Origin of the sequence: Methylophaga sulfidovorans, from assembly GCF_900114205.1 — a bacterium.
Lineage (GTDB): Bacteria > Pseudomonadota > Gammaproteobacteria > Nitrosococcales > Methylophagaceae > Methylophaga > Methylophaga sulfidovorans.
In genome coordinates, this window is record NZ_FOSH01000006.1 from 184,063 (window position 1) to 203,481 (window position 19,419).

Sequence of the window (19,419 nt, forward strand, 5' to 3'; positions counted from 1 at the left end):
TTATTGTATTTTGCCGCATTGGATAATTAAGTTAAGTAATACCTGTTTTAATTTAATGTGGTCAGCACGGACAAAGAGCGATGGGACTTGTCGGGGATAACTTTCTGTAATACTTAAATTAAGCGCCTTAAGTTGAGTGTGTATAAAAGGCAGAATATGGTCGATGAGTGGTTTTAATTCGACATCTTCAACAGACACTGACATATGGCCACTTTCAATACGTGACAGGTCAAGTACCTCATTAATCAATGACAGCAAATGATTACCTGAACTTTCAATCATGCTGACAGACTCACGCTGGTCATCATTTAACTTATCCATCAGTAATAGCTGAGAGAAACCGATGATGGCATTGAGCGGTGTTCTTAGTTCGTGACTCATCTTGGCAAGAAATTCACTTTTAGCCTGATTAGCATGCTCAGCCTGTTTCATTGCTCTGATTAATTCTTGCTGATATTGATATCTTTCTGAGATATCACGAATAACGCCAATATAAAATTTACGATGGCCAAACAGCATAGGGCTGATATTTAATTCAATCGGAAATTGACTGCCATCTTTTCTGGTCGCTGATAATGAGCGGGTTCGATGAACAATTTTAGGTTCATGTATATCCGCTTGTTTCAAATAATTATCATGTTTATGTCGTTGATCTTCATCTATCAAAATAGATACAGGTTGACCAATTAATTCGGCTTCCCGATAACCAAATAGAAGACTGATGGCGGGATTGACCATGGTGATTTTCCCCCGGTCATCAATAGTGACAAAACCATCATCGGTTTGTTTAATAATGGCATCCCGTTGCTGCAATGAAACAATCCGTTGCTGGGTGGAACGACGGTAGAAATAGGTACCAAAAGCCGTCATAAAAATGATAAATACAATACTGACAATCACACTGAATAACAGTGATCGATAAAGTTTGTACACTTCGGAAACCTCTGTTTCCGTGACAATCCCCATATTGAGCTGGTCATCCCAGCGCTAGCTACCAATAACTTTGACGCCACGATAATCACGATAGCCTTTTAGATTGACCCCACTTTTATGTTGAGTCAAAGACTTAGCCATGAGTGTCAGCGGCGTAGGGCTTTTCACTTTTTTATCGGGTGACTCTAGTAAATTAAACCCTGGATCACGGACTTCCAGTGTTAATTCACTAAGTGGGTTGGAAGCATCAATTAATCCGGCACGTATTAATTGGTTTGTAAATTTACTTTGGGTAAGCATCCGTCCTTGTTCATCTATTGCGTAGGCTTGCCCGGTTTGTCCCACTTGGTTTTCATGAAAAGCGGGGTTAAACAGCTTGTCAGGGTTAATTTCAAACGCAAAAAAAGCCACTGTTTTACCAGCCCAGTCATGAACTGGTGCAATAAATAACATGGTTGGTAACGGATATTTATGTCGTAACGTCGATTGCCATGCTGAGGAAGGCATAAACGGGTGAGAGGTGTAGACAGCTTTTTTTGATAATTCAGCGAGAATGTCGTCTGGCAGGGTAATATTCTGATCAGGCTTAGCGAAGCCACTGATGCCTGACAAAATCAATTCGCCATTAACATTAAATAATTTGTAGTCGCGATAACCTTCATTGGTGAGTGTCGCTTTCAGACTGCCATCAACGAGTTTATATAAATCTTGTTGCATGGCTCTGTTTTCGTGCTTATTGGCTAACAAAGCAATTTGCTGAATAACAGTATTCTCTGACCAATAAATATTATTGCGCTGATGATTGGTGAAAGATTGTTTGACTCTGTTGATAGAGGTAACCAATGCTGTATTCAGGCGTGACGTGACATCCTCCTGAATCAGTGAGAACAAATGTGAAGCTGCTACGCCAGCTGTTATGAAAGCCGCTAATAATATGACGATGGCTACCACTACAGGTGTACTTAACCACTTATTCTTATTCACCCGAAATGATGCACCTTATTGTTTTTTTTATCAGAAATATTCGTTTAATGGGTATTGAGCATTGCTTAAATTAATGCAAGGCATATTCGAGCATAATACATTGAGTTCTGTCTAGTCTGGATAAGCTTGGTAAAAATCATTATTTATCAAATATTGTGACTTCTCATCAGCGTTTTTAGTGTGTAGTATCAATCCTGATGATTGCGGTCATAGTAGAAATTGCAATCAGGGGCATGAGGTAGTGACGCGAGTCCCTCATGCTGAATTGTCGAGACATCCGAAGGAAGCACAGCATGCTGGAGAATTATCTCCCGATTTTGTTGTTTATCATCATCGGCATCGGTTTTGGTGTTCTGCCATTGCTGGCCGGCTTTGTATTGGGACCTCGGCATCCTGACAGTGAAAAACGATCAGCCTATGAATGTGGATTCGAGCCTTTTGAAGATGCCCACATGAAGTTTGATGTTCGTTATTATCTTGTTGCTATTCTTTTCATCATTTTCGATTTAGAAATTGCATTCCTTTTCCCATGGGCCATTGTTTTAGATGAGATCGGTGTGTTTGGACTACTCGCCATGTTTTTATTTCTGGGTATTCTGGTAGTTGGCTTTATCTATGAATGGAAGAAAGGAGCACTGGAGTGGGAATAGAAGGTGTTCTAGAAAAAGGCGTTGTCACTACGTCTGCGGATAAGTTGATTAATTGGGCAAGAACCGGATCCTTATGGCCTATGACATTCGGTTTGGCCTGTTGTGCTGTAGAAATGATGCATGCAGGTGCCGCACGCTATGATCTGGATCGATTTGGCATTGTATTCAGAGCCAGTCCTCGTCAATCTGATGTGATGATAGTTGCCGGAACCTTAGTCAATAAAATGGCCCCCGCGCTACGTAAAGTCTATGACCAGATGTCTGAGCCGCGCTGGGTTATTTCAATGGGCTCCTGTGCCAACGGCGGTGGTTATTACCATTATTCCTATTCTGTTGTCCGTGGTTGTGATCGGATTGTGCCAGTCGACATTTATGTTCCTGGCTGCCCACCTACGGCCGAAGCCTTACTGTACGGAATATTACAACTGCAGAAAAAAATTCATCGTACTAATACCATAGCCAGACAACCCTGATAGCGACCTGTTTTATGATGCAAACTCTAAAAGCCAAACTTGAACAGGATTTTTCAGATGCCTTACTCGACTGTGAACTGGTTCGCAATGAAATCACTTTGCATGTGGCTGCTGAACAAATTATCGACGTTTGCATAAAATTACGCGATGACTATCAATTTGAGCAATTGATGGATTTGGCCGGAGTAGATTATTCCGAGTATGGCGGTAGTAGCTGGGAAACAAAACAGTCGACAGAGTTTGGCTTTAGTCGGGCTGTAGATGGATTGGGGCATGCAGAACCCGTGACAGATGGATACCGATTTGCTGTCACCTATCATTTACAGTCAATTAAACATAATCAACGCTTACGCTTAAAAGTCAGGCTGGCTGCCGAGCAGCCAATCGTCGACAGTGTAACAATTGTCTGGGCCAGTGCTGATTGGTATGAACGTGAAGCCTTTGATATGTTCGGCATTCTATTTGAGGGGCATCCCGATTTACGGCGAATCTTGACCGACTACGGCTTTGTCGGTCATCCATTTCGCAAAGATTTCCCACTTATTGGCAATGTCGAGATGCGCTACGATGAAGACAAGAAACGCGTGGTGTATGAACCTGTCAGCATTGAACCGAGAACGCTTGTACCCAGAGTGATTCGTGACGATAACCGTTATCTCCGGGATGAGAAATAATGGCCGAGATAAAAAACTTTACACTGAATTTTGGTCCACAACATCCAGCTGCACATGGTGTACTTCGCCTTATTCTGGAAATGGATGGCGAAGTGATTGTCAGAGCCGATCCCCATGTTGGTCTGCTGCATCGGGGCACTGAAAAATTAGCTGAATCCAAGCCGTTTAATCAAAGCATTGGTTATATGGACCGTCTCGACTATGTGTCGATGATGTGTAACGAACACGCCTATGTGATGGCCATTGAAAAACTGATTGGTATTGATGTACCCGTTAGAGCGCAATACATTCGGGTCATGTTTGATGAGATTACCCGGGTGTTAAACCATTTGATGTGGCTAGGATCGCATGGTCTTGATATTGGTGCGATGACCATTTTTCTCTATTGCTTTCGTGAGCGTGAGGATTTGATGGATTGTTACGAGGCGGTATCGGGGGCGAGGATGCATGCTACCTATTACCGGCCTGGCGGTGTTTATCGTGATTTACCCGATAAGATGCCTCAGTACCAGGCATCTAAATGGCACAACGAAAAAGAAATAAAGAAAAAGAATCAAAACCGTGACGGCAGTTTACTCGACTTTATTGAAGATTTTACACAGCGCTTTCCTCACTGTGTCGATGAGTATGAGACTTTATTAACTGACAACCGTATCTGGAAACAGCGCACAGTAGGTATCGGTGTTGTGAGTCCGGAGCGAGCATTGCAACTCGGGTTTTCAGGACCGATGTTAAGAGGTTCAGGGGTTGAGTGGGATTTACGACGTAAACAACCTTATGAAGTCTACGATCAGCTGGCGTTTGATATTCCGGTGGGTAAGGAGGGCGACTGTTACGATCGCTACTTAGTCCGTGTAGCCGAGATGCGTGAATCTAATCGTATTATCAAGCAATGTGTTGATTGGCTCAGAGCGAATCCGGGCCCGGTCATTATTGATGATACAAAAGTCGCTCCGCCTAAACGCAGTACGATGAAAAATGATATGGAAGCCTTGATTCATCACTTCAAGTTATTTACCGAAGGCTATTGTGTACCAGAAGGTGAAGTTTACAGTGCGATTGAACATCCAAAAGGTGAGTTTGGGATTTATATGATTTCGGATGGAGCCAATAAACCCTATCGCGTGAAAATCCGCGCACCAGGTTTTCCACATCTGGCTGCTATGGATGAAATGGCAAAAGGCCATATGCTGGCGGATGTCGTTGCCATTATCGGTACGATGGATATTGTGTTTGGTGAGATTGACCGATGACAGAAATGGTATTAACCGGACCTAAACAGACTTTATTTACTGAGCAATTGCGTTTGGCCTTAGATAAGTGGATAGCCAAATATCCGAGAGGCCGTGCTCAGTCGGCGGTCATTCCATGCCTACATATTTTGCAAGAAGCTAATGGTGGCTGGCTTTCCAGAGCCATTATGGATGCTTTGGCAGAATATTTATCGATTTCAAGCATCAGTGTCTACGAGGTGGCAACCTTTTACAGTATGTTTGAGCTGGAACCGGTTGGTAAACATAAGATCAGTCTATGTACCAATATCTCCTGCATGTTGTGCGGCTCTGAAGAAATCCTTGAACATCTACAGCAGCGTTTAGCCATTAAGCCGGGTGAAACAACCGCAGATGGGCTGTTTACGCTTAAAGAGGTGGAATGTCTTGGTGCTTGTGTTGGTGCACCGATGCTGCTGATGGACAAGCAATACCATGAGTATCTCACCAAAGAAAAAATTGATGCCCTGATTGATGAGGTTCAGTCATGAAGCTGGATCAAGTGTGTTTTCGTACAAACCATCTTTCGCCCTCATGGACTTTAGATGCCTATCGTCAGGTTGGTGGCTATCAGGTACTTGAAAATATCTTGAATAATAAGCTTAAACCCGAATCCATTATTGAGCAGATTAAAAACTCGGCATTACGTGGTCGCGGTGGCGCCGGTTTCCCTACCGGTCTGAAATGGAGCTTTATGCCAAGGCGTTTGCCCGGCGATAAATATATTGTCTGTAACTCTGATGAAGGCGAGCCTGGTACCTGCAAAGATCGCGATATCCTTCGGTTTAACCCGCATCAAGTGATAGAAGGCATGATCATCGCTGGTTACACAATTGGTGCACAAACCGGTTATAACTACATCCGCGGTGAATTTTTCGAACCTATAGAACGCTTTGAGGCAGCATTGGAAGAAGCCAGAGAAGCAGGTTATTTAGGCAAGGATCTTCTGGGTAGTGGTTTTAACTTTCAACTTCATACCCATGTTGGTGCTGGTGCCTATATTTGCGGTGAAGAAACCGCCTTACTCGAATCTCTGGAAGGTAAAAAAGGTCAGCCACGTTATAAACCGCCTTTTCCTGCTGGCTATGGTTTATATGGCAGGCCGACAACGATTAATAATACTGAAAGTTTGGCGTCTATTCCGGTGATTTTGCAGCATGGTGCTGATTGGTTTCATGAATTGGGCACACCGAATAATGGCGGTAGTAAGATTTTTTGTATGACCGGTCACGTTAATAAACCCGGAAATTATGAAGTGCCTCTGGGGACGCCATTTGCTGAATTGTTGGAATTAGCAGGTGGCGTCCGGAACGGTCATCAGTTAAAAGCGGTGATTCCGGGGGGATCGTCGACGCCTGTGGTGCCTGCTGAGATTATGATGGGACTCGATATGAGTTATGACGGCATAGCCAAAGCACGTTCCATGCTGGGGGCGGGGTCAGTGATTGTCATGGATGATTCAACCTGTATGGTGAAAGCGCTGCAACGAATCGCCTATTTTTATTATGAAGAGTCATGTGGGCAGTGTACGCCTTGCCGTGAAGGCACTGGCTGGTTATATCGTGTTGTTAAACGCATTGAAGATGGACAGGGTAAACAAGAAGATTTAGACCGGTTGGTAGATGTTGCTGAAAATATTAATGGCAATACGATTTGTGCTCTCGGCGATGCTGCAGCAGCACCTGTAGTCAGTTTCATCAAACATTTTCGTGATGAATTTCAATACCACATCGATCATGGTCGGTGTATGGATAACACAGCGTGAAGGCTGAGTAGACATGGTTAATATCGAAATCGACGGTATTCCGCTGAAAGTGGACTCATCAAAAATGATTATTCAGGCTGCTGATGAGGCAGGTATTGATATTCCACGTTTTTGTTACCACAAAAAACTGTCGATAGCGGCCAATTGCCGGATGTGTCTTGTTGAAGTAGATAAGTCTCGTAAAGCACTACCAGCGTGTGCGACGCCTGTCACTGAAGGCATGAAAGTGTTCACTCATTCTAAAGTAGCCATTAATGCCCAGCGTAGTGTGATGGAGTTTTTGCTGATTAATCACCCACTGGATTGTCCGATTTGTGATCAGGGTGGGGAATGCGAATTGCAGGATCTTTCCATGGGGTATGGCGAAGGTGTCAGTCGCTTTACCGAGGGTAAGCGTGTTGTAAAAGATAAAGATATTGGACCTTTAATTCGTACTGATATGACGCGCTGCATTCATTGCACAAGATGCGTGCGCTTTGGTGTGGAAATCGCTGGAGTTAAAGAACTAGGTGCAACCGGGCGTGGCGAACATATGGAAATTGGTACTTATGTTGAGCATAGTCTGGTTTCTGAGTTGTCCGGTAATATTATCGATCTGTGTCCTGTTGGGGCGTTAACCTCAAAACCTTTCCGCTACAAAGCCCGTGCCTGGGAGATGAAAGCCCATCCATCTATCGCACCTCATGATGCCATTGGTTCCAATATTGAGCTGCATGTCAGACAAAATGATGTGATGCGTGTGGTGCCGAGAGATAACGAATCTATCAATGAGGCCTGGTTATCGGATCGCGACAGGTTCTCATACCAAGCTCTGGCTCATCCAAAACGACTCACTGATCCCATGATTAAGGTGGATGATGACTGGCAGGTAGTTGATTGGCAAACTGCGTTGGAAACAGCGATAAAAGGTTTACAAACCATTATCAATAAACATGGTGCCGAAGAAGTGGGTGGCTTGATTTCACCTACAACGACCTTGGAAGAAGCGTTTCTATTTCAGAAATGGTTACGAGGTTTGGGCGTTGAAAATATTGACCATCGCCTTCGTCAGCAAGATTTCTCAGATCATCCGCAACAATATCCTCTGGATAATTGGACATTGGGAGACGTACAGGAAAGTGATGCTATTGTCCTGATAGGCAGTCATATTCGGGCTGAGCAACCTATTCTTGCTCATCGTATAAGGCAAGCGGCGATGATGGGTGCCGCAGTAAGTAATATCAATTTTTTCCTGACAGATTTGTTGATGCCAATTGAGTACGAAATGGCTGTCGATATCAATACTATGCTCACAACGTTAGCAGGTATTGCCAAAGTATTATCGACACTTATGAATGACAGTGATAATGATGACGAATGGCAAGCTTTATATCCGGAACGCACGCCCACCGCGTTTGAGCAAAATGTGGCAATGCAGTTATCCAATGCCGCTAGCGCAACACTTATCGTAGGCGATTTAGCTAATCATCATCCTGATGCCGCAAAAATACGTGCTCTAGTACATAAAATTGCTGAGTTATCAGGTAGTCGCTGTATTGTGGTGCCTTCGGCCAATAGTCATGCTCATGTCATTGCCAATACCTTACCTGGCAAAGAGGCTAAGAACAGTCTGCAAATGTGGCAACAAAGTCTGCGGGCTTATGTGTTGATGGGCTTTGATGCTTTGCATGATACCGCGGTGCCGGTGATTGCTAAGCAAGCATTAAAACGCGCTAGTTTTGTAGTGGCGTTGCATAGTTTTGATAGTGAGTTTTTAAGACAAACGGCTGATGTGATTTTACCCATGGCCTGTTTTACTGAAACATCAGGTACTTTTGTCGGCATAGATAAACAATGGCAGCAGTTTGCTGGTGCGGTAGCACCCAGAGGTGATAGTCGGCCTGCTTGGAAGATTCTGCGCGTACTGGGTAATGTCAGCCATGTAGAAGGCTTTGACTATATTTCGTCACAGGATGTTGTCGATGAAGTTCGGCAAATACAGGCTGAGAGACATGACAAACCGATTCCGCCTTATATCCCGGATTCGCTTACTGTCGAGTCAGACTTGATGATGATTTCTGAAGTACCGATGTACCGGACAGATGCGTTATTGCGACACAGTGAAGCGCTGCAAAAAACACCGGAGACTCAGCGAATACAGTTTGCACGTATCAATAGAAAAGAAGCAGAAAAACATGGCTTAAACCATCAAACACCGTTGACGCTGACACAACAAGATAGTGTGGTTCGCTTACCATTAGAGATTGATGACAGTATTGCTGATGGTTGTGTTTATGTTGCTACAACTACTGATGCTGCTAGCCGCTTAGTCAGCCTGTTTGGTCAGGTCTCTGTTTCTCAAAGCGAGGCAGCCACATGATCGATATGTTTTTACAGGATATCCTGCCAAATGTGCTGAAGATCCTATTAATTGTTGTTCCTTTGATGCTGTCAGTTGCATATCTGACTTATGCTGAGCGAAAAGTCATTGGTTATATACAGGTCCGTATTGGACCCAATAGAGTCGGTCTCTGGGGATTATTACAACCGATAGCGGATGCCCTGAAACTACTGCTTAAAGAAGTTATCTTCCCGGCAAAATCCAATTTGTATTTGTTTTTGGTAGCTCCTGTTCTGGCGATTGGGCCTGCATTGGCCGCCTGGGCGGTAATGCCCTTTGATGATGGCATGGTACTGGCAAATATTGATGCTGGTCTTTTGTACATCCTGGCGATCACGTCCATGAGTGTGTATGGCGTGGTGATAGCTGGTTGGGCGTCTAATTCCCGTTATGCCTTTTTAGGGGCATTACGTAGTGCTGCACAAGTGGTGTCATACGAAATTGCCATGGGCTTTGCTTTGGTTGGTGTACTGATTGCGGCTGGTAGCTTGAATCTTGGCGAAATTGTATTAGCTCAACAAGGTGGTTTCTGGCACTGGTATTTCATACCACTGTTTCCTTTATTTATTGTTTATTTTATTTCTGGGGTGGCTGAAACAAACCGAGCACCGTTTGATATTGCGGAAGGGGAATCAGAAATCGTCGCCGGTTTTCATGTGGAATATTCCGGTATGGCGTTTGCCATTTTTTTCCTGGCTGAATATGCCGACATGATTCTGATATCGATGCTGGCAGCGACTCTATTTATGGGCGGTTGGTTATCGCCATTTGATGGTATACCTGTGTTGGAAAGCTTCTTTTCATGGGTGCCTGGATTAGTCTGGTTGCTGGGCAAAACAGCTATCTTTTTGTTCCTGTATTTATGGTTCCGGGCGACATTTCCCCGGTATCGTTATGACCAGATCATGCGCCTGGGTTGGAAAGTATTTATTCCGGTCACCTTAGTTTGGTTAGTGATTGTATCGACGGCTCAGGTATTTGATATTGGGCCTTGGTTTACAGAAAGTGCAGTCATTACTGCGGGAGGGGGATGATGTCAGGTCTCCGTCATTTTTTTAAAAGCTTTTTACTGTGGGAGCTGATTCAGGGGCTACGTTTAACTGGGCGTTATTTATTCGCCGGTAAAGTCACAGTGCAATATCCAGAGGAAAAAACGCCACAGTCACCAAGATTCCGTGGACTTCACGCTTTAAGGCGTTACCCGAATGGGGAAGAGCGTTGTATTGGTTGTAAATTATGTGAAGCAGTCTGTCCTGCCCTTGCTATTACTATCGAAACTGAACCCAGAGATGATGGCAGTCGTCGTACCACTCGTTATGATATTGATTTGTTTAAATGTATTTATTGCGGCTTTTGTGAAGAGTCCTGTCCGGTAGATTCGATTGTAGAAACGCGTCATTTTGAGTTTCATTTTGAAAATCGTGGTGAACAAATCATGACCAAAGATAAATTACTGGCAATAGGGGATAAATATGAGCCAGAGATTGCTGCTGATCGTGCAGCTGATGAACCATATCGCTAAGGTGGTTGACTAGTGGAAAGCGTTATTTTTTATATCTTTGCCGCCATTTTACTGTTTGCCGCAACCATGGTTATCACAGTGCGTAATCCTGTGCGTGCCGCTTTATTTCTGGTGTTAGCTTTTTTCACCAGTGCCGGCATCTGGTTAATGCTGGAAGCCGAGTTTCTCGCCATTAGTTTGGTACTTGTCTATGTGGGAGCCGTGTTAGTACTGTTTTTATTTGTGGTGATGATGCTGGATATTGATCTGGCACCGCTGAAAGAAGGATTCACGCGTTATTTACCACTAGGCATTATTGTGGCCGCTTTGATTGTGGTGGAGATGATTGCTGTATTGAATGCACCACAATTTGATATCAGCGCTGCACAAGCAACGGACGGCAGTAACACTAAAATGTTAGGACGTTTGCTGTATACCGTTTATGTTTATCCATTCGAAATTGCCTCAGTCATCTTAACCGTAGCCATTGTTGCAGCTATCACGCTGACATTACGTGAGCATCATCGTAAGTTACAGGACCCAGCTAAACAGGTGATGGTTAAGTCGGCAGATAGGCTTAGAATGGTCGATCTTCGCAGCAAAAAACAAGATGGAGAGGGCTCTGAATCATGATTGTTTTATCTGACTATCTCATTCTCGCCGCCATACTGTTCAGTTTATCTTTAGCGGGTATCTTTTTGAACCGTAAAAATATCATCATCTTATTGATGTGTATTGAGTTAATGCTGTTGGCGGTTAACCTCAATTTTATTGCTTTTTCACACTTTTTGGGAGATCCCGCTGGTCAGGTGTTTGTGTTCTTTATACTAACAGTGGCGGCAGCTGAAGCGGCTATTGGGCTTGCCATTCTGGTAGTTCTCTTCCGTAATCTCAGCACCATTAATGTGTCTGACCTGGATAGGTTAAAGGGGTAACTGATGCCACAGAGCTTACTGCTAGCCATCGTTATCGCACCTCTGTTTGGCAGTATTGCTGCAGGTTTATTTGGTCGTCATTTGGGGCGTTGTTGGACGCATCGCATTACAATCTTTTCAGTCGGTGTGGCTTTTTTCCTGTCCGCCTGGGTATTAAAGCTGGTGACAGTGGATGGATTGAGCTATAACGGAACGGTCTATCACTGGTTGCAAGCAGGATCATTGCAGCTTGAAGTTGGCTTTATGATTGATGCTTTAAGTGCGGTCATGATGACGGTAGTGACCTTTGTTTCCTTAATGGTACATATCTATACCATCGGTTATATGCATGATGACGATGGCTATTGTCGTTTCTTTAGTTATATTTCTTTATTTACCTTTGCCATGCTGATGTTAGTGATGGCGAATAACTTCATGCAGTTATTTTTTGGTTGGGAAGCCGTTGGCCTGGTGTCTTATCTGTTGATTGGTTTCTGGTATAAAAAACCAACGGCGATTTACGCTAATTTGAAAGCCTTCCTGGTCAACAGAGTAGGGGACTTTGGTTTTTTACTGGGTATCGCTGCTGTGCTGATGTATGCCGGCAGTCTGGATTATCTGGCAGTGTTTCAGCAAGCGCCATATATGGCAGAACAAACTATCAGTATATTTCCTGATACAAGCTGGTCGGTGATGACGCTGACCTGCATTCTGTTATTTATTGGTGCCATGGGTAAATCGGCACAGGTGCCTTTACATGTGTGGTTGCCTGATTCAATGGAAGGCCCGACACCTATCTCCGCTTTGATTCATGCTGCCACCATGGTCACCGCCGGTATTTTTATGGTGGCACGTATGTCACCGTTGTTTGAGCTTTCTGAAACGGCATTATCATTTGTGTTGATCATCGGCGCCATTACCGCCTTATTTATGGGGCTGCTTGGTCTGGTACAAAATGATATTAAACGTGTTATCGCTTATTCGACCTTATCACAGCTAGGTTATATGACGGTTGCCTTGGGCGTCTCAGCTTATGCCGCCGGTGTTTTTCATCTACTGACACATGCCTTTTTCAAAGCCTTACTTTTTTTAGCGGCTGGTTCGGTCATTATCGCTATGCATCATGAGCAGGATATGCGAAAAATGGGCGGCCTTAAAAAGTATATGCCCATCACCTATTGGACAAGTCTGATCGGTTCTTTGGCGCTGATAGGCTTTCCTGGTTTTGCCGGTTTTTTCTCTAAGGATGCCATCATAGAAGCAGTTCATGCTTCCAATATACCCGGTCATGGTTTTGCTTATTTTTCTGTACTATCGGGTGTGTTGATCACGGCTTTATATAGCTTCCGCTTATTTTTTATGGTGTTTCACGGAGAGCCGCGATTCAACACAGACCATGGCCATCAGCCTAAAGAATCACCATGGGTGGTGACATTACCTCTTATTCTGCTAGCCATTCCTTCAGTCATTGCTGGTTACTGGATTGGCAGTGTGGTCTACGGTGAGTTCTTTGCTCAAGCCATTTATGTGTCATCAACACATGATGTGTTGGCTGAGCAGGCAACTGAGTTTCATGGTGTATTGAGCTTTATATTACATGGACTGACAGCACTTCCTTTCTGGCTGGCAATATCAGGCATTGTCATAACCTGGTTTTTATATTTAAGGCGGCCTGATTTGCCTGCGGTGTTACAGGAAAAAGGGCAGTTTATTTATCGGATCCTTATTAATAAATATGGCTTTGACGATTTTAATCAAACAGTGATTGCTGGTGGCTCGCGATATTTAGGCCAGTTTTTGTGGCGAGTAGGGGATCGCTTTTTGATTGATGGAGCTTTGGTAAATGGTACAGCGAAGACAGTGGCTTTGTGCTCACGATTAGCCAGACAGTTACAAACCGGTTATTTGTATCACTACGCTTTTGCCATGATTATTGGGGTGGGGCTGCTACTCACCTTTTTCGTAGTGTGACAAGGACGGAATAGGACACCATGCTGGCACAACTCCCATTGTTAAGTCTGATTATCTGGTTACCCATTCTGGTAGGGGGGATCAGCATATTCCTGAACGATCGTCCCTGTTTAAGTAAGTGGCTGGCATTAATAACGACACTTTTGACGTTTTTACTGTCGATCGGACTCTATCTGGGTTTTGATAATGCATCAGCACAAATGCAGTTTGTGGAAAAGTATCCTTGGGTCGAGACGTTCGGTATTTATTATTATCTGGGTATTGATGGTTTTTCACTGCCATTGATGATGCTGACAACGATATCGACGATATTGGTTGTTGTCGCTGGTTGGCGCATTATCGAATATCGTTTGAATCACTATCTTGCTGCTTTCTTGATTATGGAAGGCCTGATGCTGGCGGTTTTTGCCTCGCTCGATGCTATTTTATTTTATGTGTTTTTTGAAGCGATGCTGATTCCGTTGTTTTTGGTTATTGGCATCTGGGGTGGCCCAAATCGTGTCTATGCCACGATAAAATTCTTTTTGTACACGTTTTTTGGTTCGGTCTTTTTATTGATCGCTTTGCTGTATTTGCATCATGTCGCAGGCAGTTTTTCATTGCTTGATTATCATGCTGTGAATTTGTCCATGGCTGAACAAACCTGGCTGTTTTTTGCTTTTCTCATTGCCTTTGCCGTCAAAGTCCCTATGTGGCCAGTCCACACCTGGTTACCTGACGCACATGTGGAAGCACCGACTGGTGGTTCCGTTATCCTAGCGGCCATCACTTTAAAAATCGGTGGTTATGGCTTTATTCGTTTTGCTCTGCCTATTGCGCCTGATGCCAGTATGGCATTTGATTGGTTATTAATCAGTTTGTCACTGATTGCAGTGGTTTATATAGGCTTTGTTGCATTGGTACAGTCAGATCTGAAAAAGCTGATTGCCTATTCAAGTATTGCTCATATGGGTTTTGTCACCTTAGGTTTATTTATTGTTTTCAGAATATTCTTTAATTCATCAACAGGCAGTGGAACCGTGTTAGCGGTGGAAGGTGCTATGGTGCAGATGATTTCACATGGCTTTATTTCAGCAGCGATGTTCCTGTCAGTTGGTGTGTTATATGACCGTATGCATACTCGTGAAATTAGCGCTTATGGTGGCGTGATTAACACCATGCCGACGTGTACCGCGTTTGCCGTGTTTTTTGCGATGGCCAATGCGGGTTTACCTGGTACATCGGGGTTTGTCGGTGAGTTTATGGTGATTCTCGCTGCATTTCAGGCGAATTTCTGGTTTGCTTTTTTAGCGGCAACAACGCTCATTCTCGGTGCTGCCTACACTTTGTGGATGGTCAAGCGGGTATTTTTTGGGGAAGTCAGCAATCAGCATGTGGCTGAGTTACAAGATATTAATTCACGTGAATTTATGCTGTTAGCCAGTTTAGCTGTCATTATCTTATTGTTGGGCCTATGGCCTGATCCGTTATTAGATGTGATGCATGCTTCTGTTGAAAATTTATTGACTCAAGTTGCTCAATCCAAGCTATAGAAAGGACAACTGATAATGAATTACCAAGTGCCAAATATGTTGTTTGCATTGCCTGAAATGGTCATGCTGGCAATGGCCTGTGTTGTCTTGTTATTTGTGGCTTTTACCGGAAACAGAAAAATTCAATGGAGCTATGGGCTTAGTCAACTAAGCTTATTTGCTGTATTGATGACAGTGATTTTCTCATGGGGCGATACTGGAACCACTTTCTCCGCTACCTATATCAAAGACAGCCTTAGCGATATATTAAAAATTGCTATCTGTTTGATTAATATGTGTGTTTTATTATATTCGGTTGAGTATTTACGGGCACGCCAGTTACTGCAGGGGGAATTTTATGTCTTAGCTCTATTCGCTACCCTGGGCATGTTGATTATGGTGTCAGCGAATCATTTCCTAACCTTATATTTAGGCCTTGAGCTGTTATCACTCTGTTTGTATGCGATGGTAGCGATGCATCGGGACTCTGTTATCGCCACAGAAGCGGCAATGAAATATTTTATTCTCGGCGCGATTGCTTCTGGCATGTTGTTATATGGCATGTCGATTATTTATGGCATAACAGGTAGCTTGATGTTGCAGGAGGTCGCTGCCGCGGTGTATTCATCATCTAGTAGCGACACGATTCTGAGCTTTGCTCTTGTGTTTATTATTATTGGTATCGGCTTTAAGTTTGGTGCCGTGCCTTTTCATATGTGGCTGCCGGATGTGTATCACGGTGCGCCGACAGCGATAACCTTGTTTATTGCTGCTGCTCCAAAAGTCGCTGCCTTTGCTTTATTGATTCGATTATTAGTGGATGGACTGATAGACTTACAAACCTATTGGCAACCGATGCTGATGCTGATGGCTGTTTTATCGATGATAATCGGTAATGTCGTGGCTATCGCTCAAACCAATATTAAACGCATGCTGGCTTACTCGACCATCTCTCATGTTGGCTTTTTGTTGATGGGGGTGTTGTCAGGTACCGACGCTGGCTATGCGGCCTCTCTGTTTTATACGTTAATATATGCGTTGATGACATTAGCGACTTTTGGTGTGATTTTACTGATGAGTCGTTATGGTTTTGAAGCAGATAATATTGATGACTATAAAGGGCTTAGTTCTCAGCATCCCTGGTTGGCTCTGCTGATGATGATCCTTATGTTTTCAATGGCAGGTATACCGCCATTAGCTGGATTTTACGCTAAGTTAGGCGTCATTAAAGCGGTCGTTGATGTTGATATGATGGCTGTGGCTTTAATCGCGGTGGTGATGTCAGTCATTGGTGCTTTTTATTACTTACGGGTAATAAAAGTGATGTATTTCGACAAAACTGAAGAGAAATGTGAGTTTACTTATTCAGGTCCTGCAGCCTTTGTATTGAGTATAAATACATTATTGGTGCTGGCATTGGGGATTTTTCCAGGATTGTTAATGTCGATTTGTTCAACGGTTTTTTCTTAAGGAATGACATGTCTATTTGGCTGATGTTAGGGCTGTTTTTTATATTGGCAAATTTACCGTGGATTGGTGATCGTGTGTTTTTTGTTTATGCGTTGGAGCGCAAATCAAACTGGATACGACTATTTGAATTAATCGTGTATTTCTTCATTAGTCTCGGTATTGGTATGGCTTTTGAAACCCGGTTCTCTGGTGATATTTACACGCAAGGTTGGGAATTTTTTGTGACAGTATTCAGTTTATTTCTGGTGCTATCCGTCCCTGGTGTCGTTTATCGATATCAATGGTTACCAATGCAGCATAGATTCAAATAGACCTTACAGATTCCGCAAACGGTATAACAATAAGCTGTCATTAACAGCATGTAGATTTATCGAATGGCGACATAGCAGTCTTTGTCGCCTTTTTACTTATAAATGTGTGCATATATAAAGATTCTAGTTTAGAATTGGCGGGTTTAACTCCGTGTAAATGCACGAATTGTTCATTTAAATAATAGAGACAGGATTATGGCTTCTGATTTATCCAAGTACAGAAATATAGGTATCTTCGCCCACGTTGATGCGGGTAAAACCACAACAACCGAGCGTATCCTGAAACTGACCGGTAAAATTCATAAAACTGGTGAGGTTCACGAAGGTGAATCGACTATGGACTTCATGGATCAGGAAGCTGAACGTGGTATTACCATTCAGTCTGCTGCTACCACGTGTGCATGGAAAGGTTACCGTTTAAATGTTATCGATACACCGGGACACGTTGACTTCACCATCGAAGTATATCGTTCATTAAAAGTACTTGACGGTGGTATTGGTGTTTTCTGTGGTAGTGGTGGTGTTGAGCCTCAATCAGAAACTAACTGGCGTTATGCTAACGAATCAGAAGTATCTCGTCTGATCTACGTTAACAAACTTGACCGTATGGGCGCAGACTTCTACCGCGTTGTTAAGCAAGTAGAAGATGTACTTGCAGCTACACCTCTGGTTATGGTGCTGCCAATCGGTATCGAAGACGAGTTTAAAGGTGTTGTTGACCTGTTAACACGTAAAGCATGGTACTGGCCTGACGAAAAAGATCCTGAAAACTACAACATCGAAGAGCCACCTGCAGAGATGGCTGACCAGATCGAAGAATGGCGCGAAAAACTTATCGAAACTGCGGTTGAGCAGGACGATGATTTGATGGAAAAATACCTGGAAGGTGAAGAGCCATCTATCGATGACCTGAAAACATGCATCCGTAAAGGTACATTAGAATTAGCATTCTTCCCAACTTACTGTGGTAGCTCATTCAAAAACAAAGGTCTTCAATTAGTATTGGATGCGGTTGTTGATTACTTACCTGATCCAACACAAGTTGATCCACAACCAGAAGTTGATTTAGAAGGTAATGAAACAGGTAAAGTAGCAACTGTTGATATCAATGGTCCGTTACGTGCACTGGCATTCAAAATTATGGATGACCGTTTTGGTGCGTTGACATTCGTTCGTGTTTACTCAGGTGAATTACGTAAAGGCGATACTGTCTTGAACACCTTTACAGGTAAGACTGAACGTGTTGGTCGTATGGTGGAAATGCATGCCGATGATCGTAACGAATTAGATTACGCCCATGCGGGTGATATTATCGCTATCGTGGGTATGAAAGACGTTCAAACGGGTCACACATTATGTGATCCTAAAAATCCAGCAACACTTGAACCAATGGTCTTCCCAGATCCCGTTATCTCGATTGCGATTGCACCGAAAGATAAAGGTGCCTCTGAAAAAATGGGTATCGCATTGGGTAAAATGATTAAAGAAGATCCTTCATTCCGTGTTGAAACTGACCAGGATAGTGGCGAAACCATTATGAAAGGTATGGGTGAGCTGCATTTGGATATTAAAGTCGATATCCTGAAGCGTACACATGGTGTAGACGTTATCGTTGGTGAACCACAAGTGGCTTACCGTGAAACGATTACACAACGTGTTGAAGATAGCTACACACACAAGAAACAATCAGGTGGTTCTGGTCAGTTCGGTCGTATCGACTACATCATTGAACCAGGTGAGCCAGGCAGTGGTTTCACATTTGAATCAACTGTAACAGGTGGTACCGTTCCTCGTGAATTCTGGCCAGCAGTTGAAGGTGGTTTCAAGAAGATGATGGGCAAAGGTGTATTGGCTGGCTTCCCATTATTAGATGTTAAAGTGAACTTGTTTGATGGTGCTTTCCATGCCGTTGACTCCTCTGCGATTGCGTTCGAATTAGCGGCAATGGGTGCTTACCGTCAATCTATTCCTAAAGCGGGTCCACAACTGTTGGAACCGATTATGAAAGTAGACGTGTTTACACCTGAAGACCATGTTGGTGATGTTATTGGTGATTTAAACCGTCGCCGTGGCATGATCAAGTCTCAAGATGCAGGCCCAACTGGTGTTCGAATCAAGGCTGATGTGCCATTGAGTGAAATGTTTGGTTACATCGGTTCACTGCGTACAATGACATCAGGTCGTGGTCAGTTCTCGATGGAGTTCTTACAATACAACCCATGCCCACGTAATGTGTCGGATGAAGTTATTAAGGAAGTTCAAGAGCGTGAAGCTGCTAAGAAATAAGCGATTATTTCTATAGTATAGAAAATAAAAAAGGGCTGATTTATCAGCCCTTTTTTTATGAATAATATTTAAATATACAGGAGTATTGAAATGAGGGACCACCGAATTGACTTACTTAGATTCATTGGCCTTTCAATGATAATTTTTGCTCATGTTGGTCCGCCAAGTATCTTATTTCAATTAAGAAATTTTGATGTTCCGCTCATGGTACTAATTTCAGGTATGTCATACTGTAGTGGTTTAATGATCCCGGACACCATTTAAGGAGGTAATATGTCCTCCAAAGAGGTGTTCAATGACAAAACAAAGAAGAAGTTTTACTCCT

General features: G+C 43.4%; 18 protein-coding genes. 16 read left to right on the forward strand and 2 right to left on the reverse strand.

What is annotated here, in order from left to right; all coding sequences use genetic code 11:
• Both BM232_RS15080 and BM232_RS15085 read right to left on the reverse strand, forming a co-directional pair.
• The gene (locus tag BM232_RS15080) at positions 1 to 933 is read right to left on the reverse strand and encodes a PAS domain S-box protein (protein WP_245752831.1); all 933 of its coding nucleotides are present in this window, start codon (positions 931 to 933) and stop codon (positions 1 to 3) included.
• 54 nt (positions 934 to 987) lie between these two features.
• Positions 988 to 1,917 carry a cache domain-containing protein gene (locus BM232_RS15085; RefSeq protein WP_245752832.1) on the reverse strand — a complete coding sequence of 310 codons (930 nt, stop codon included), beginning with the start codon at positions 1,915 to 1,917 and terminating at the stop codon, positions 988 to 990.
• A 293-nt stretch (positions 1,918 to 2,210) separates the two neighbouring features.
• Between BM232_RS15085 and BM232_RS06980 the strand changes: the two genes are divergently transcribed.
• The 16 genes from BM232_RS06980 (at position 2,211) to fusA (ending at position 19,094) form a co-directional block, all read left to right on the forward strand.
• The gene (locus tag BM232_RS06980) at positions 2,211 to 2,567 is read left to right on the forward strand and encodes an NADH-quinone oxidoreductase subunit A (protein WP_091712800.1); all 357 of its coding nucleotides are present in this window, start codon (positions 2,211 to 2,213) and stop codon (positions 2,565 to 2,567) included.
• On the forward strand, positions 2,558 to 3,040 hold the full coding sequence (locus tag BM232_RS06985; protein WP_007146560.1) for a NuoB/complex I 20 kDa subunit family protein: 483 nt from the start codon (positions 2,558 to 2,560) through the stop codon (positions 3,038 to 3,040). The genes BM232_RS06980 and BM232_RS06985 overlap by 10 nt, the downstream gene beginning before the upstream one ends.
• Before the next feature lie 14 nt (positions 3,041 to 3,054).
• Complete coding sequence (locus BM232_RS06990; protein ID WP_091712803.1) at positions 3,055 to 3,714, forward strand: NADH-quinone oxidoreductase subunit C; 660 nt, start codon at positions 3,055 to 3,057, stop codon at positions 3,712 to 3,714.
• A complete protein-coding gene (locus tag BM232_RS06995; protein WP_091712805.1) occupies positions 3,714 to 4,967 on the forward strand; it encodes an NADH-quinone oxidoreductase subunit D in 1,254 nt (417 codons plus the stop codon). The genes BM232_RS06990 and BM232_RS06995 overlap by 1 nt, the downstream gene beginning before the upstream one ends.
• On the forward strand, positions 4,964 to 5,476 hold the full coding sequence (nuoE, locus tag BM232_RS07000; protein ID WP_091712808.1) for an NADH-quinone oxidoreductase subunit NuoE: 513 nt from the start codon (positions 4,964 to 4,966) through the stop codon (positions 5,474 to 5,476). Before BM232_RS06995 ends, nuoE begins: the two co-directional genes overlap by 4 nt.
• On the forward strand, positions 5,473 to 6,750 hold the full coding sequence (gene nuoF / locus BM232_RS07005) for an NADH-quinone oxidoreductase subunit NuoF (protein ID WP_091712811.1): 1,278 nt from the start codon (positions 5,473 to 5,475) through the stop codon (positions 6,748 to 6,750). The genes nuoE and nuoF overlap by 4 nt, the downstream gene beginning before the upstream one ends.
• Positions 6,751 to 6,763: 13 nt before the next feature.
• Entirely contained in the window at positions 6,764 to 9,109 is a 2,346-nt protein-coding gene (gene nuoG / locus BM232_RS07010) for an NADH-quinone oxidoreductase subunit NuoG (RefSeq protein WP_091712813.1), read from the forward strand.
• Complete coding sequence (gene nuoH, locus BM232_RS07015) at positions 9,106 to 10,164, forward strand: NADH-quinone oxidoreductase subunit NuoH (protein ID WP_091712815.1); 1,059 nt, start codon at positions 9,106 to 9,108, stop codon at positions 10,162 to 10,164. The genes nuoG and nuoH overlap by 4 nt, the downstream gene beginning before the upstream one ends.
• Positions 10,161 to 10,652: an NADH-quinone oxidoreductase subunit NuoI gene (gene nuoI, locus BM232_RS07020; protein ID WP_218153307.1), complete on the forward strand. Its 492-nt coding sequence runs from the start codon at positions 10,161 to 10,163 to the stop codon at positions 10,650 to 10,652. The genes nuoH and nuoI overlap by 4 nt, the downstream gene beginning before the upstream one ends.
• A gap of 12 nt (positions 10,653 to 10,664) precedes the next feature.
• Positions 10,665 to 11,264, forward strand: coding sequence for an NADH-quinone oxidoreductase subunit J (locus BM232_RS07025; RefSeq protein WP_091712820.1), 600 nt, complete (start codon positions 10,665 to 10,667; stop codon positions 11,262 to 11,264).
• Positions 11,261 to 11,566, forward strand: coding sequence for an NADH-quinone oxidoreductase subunit NuoK (gene nuoK, locus BM232_RS07030; RefSeq protein ID WP_091712823.1), 306 nt, complete (start codon positions 11,261 to 11,263; stop codon positions 11,564 to 11,566). The genes BM232_RS07025 and nuoK overlap by 4 nt, the downstream gene beginning before the upstream one ends.
• 3 nt (positions 11,567 to 11,569) lie before the next feature.
• The gene (gene nuoL, locus BM232_RS07035) at positions 11,570 to 13,516 is read left to right on the forward strand and encodes an NADH-quinone oxidoreductase subunit L (RefSeq protein WP_091712826.1); all 1,947 of its coding nucleotides are present in this window, start codon (positions 11,570 to 11,572) and stop codon (positions 13,514 to 13,516) included.
• A 20-nt stretch (positions 13,517 to 13,536) separates the two neighbouring features.
• Positions 13,537 to 15,048 carry an NADH-quinone oxidoreductase subunit M gene (locus tag BM232_RS07040; RefSeq protein WP_091712828.1) on the forward strand — a complete coding sequence of 504 codons (1,512 nt, stop codon included), beginning with the start codon at positions 13,537 to 13,539 and terminating at the stop codon, positions 15,046 to 15,048.
• 15 nt (positions 15,049 to 15,063) lie between these two features.
• Positions 15,064 to 16,497, forward strand: coding sequence for an NADH-quinone oxidoreductase subunit NuoN (nuoN, locus tag BM232_RS07045; protein ID WP_091712831.1), 1,434 nt, complete (start codon positions 15,064 to 15,066; stop codon positions 16,495 to 16,497).
• 8 nt (positions 16,498 to 16,505) lie between these two features.
• A complete protein-coding gene (locus BM232_RS07050) occupies positions 16,506 to 16,808 on the forward strand; it encodes a DUF2818 family protein (protein WP_091712833.1) in 303 nt (100 codons plus the stop codon).
• A 195-nt stretch (positions 16,809 to 17,003) separates the two neighbouring features.
• The gene (fusA, locus tag BM232_RS07055; RefSeq protein ID WP_091712835.1) at positions 17,004 to 19,094 is read left to right on the forward strand and encodes an elongation factor G; all 2,091 of its coding nucleotides are present in this window, start codon (positions 17,004 to 17,006) and stop codon (positions 19,092 to 19,094) included.
• The last annotated feature ends 325 nt before the right edge of the window (positions 19,095 to 19,419 follow it).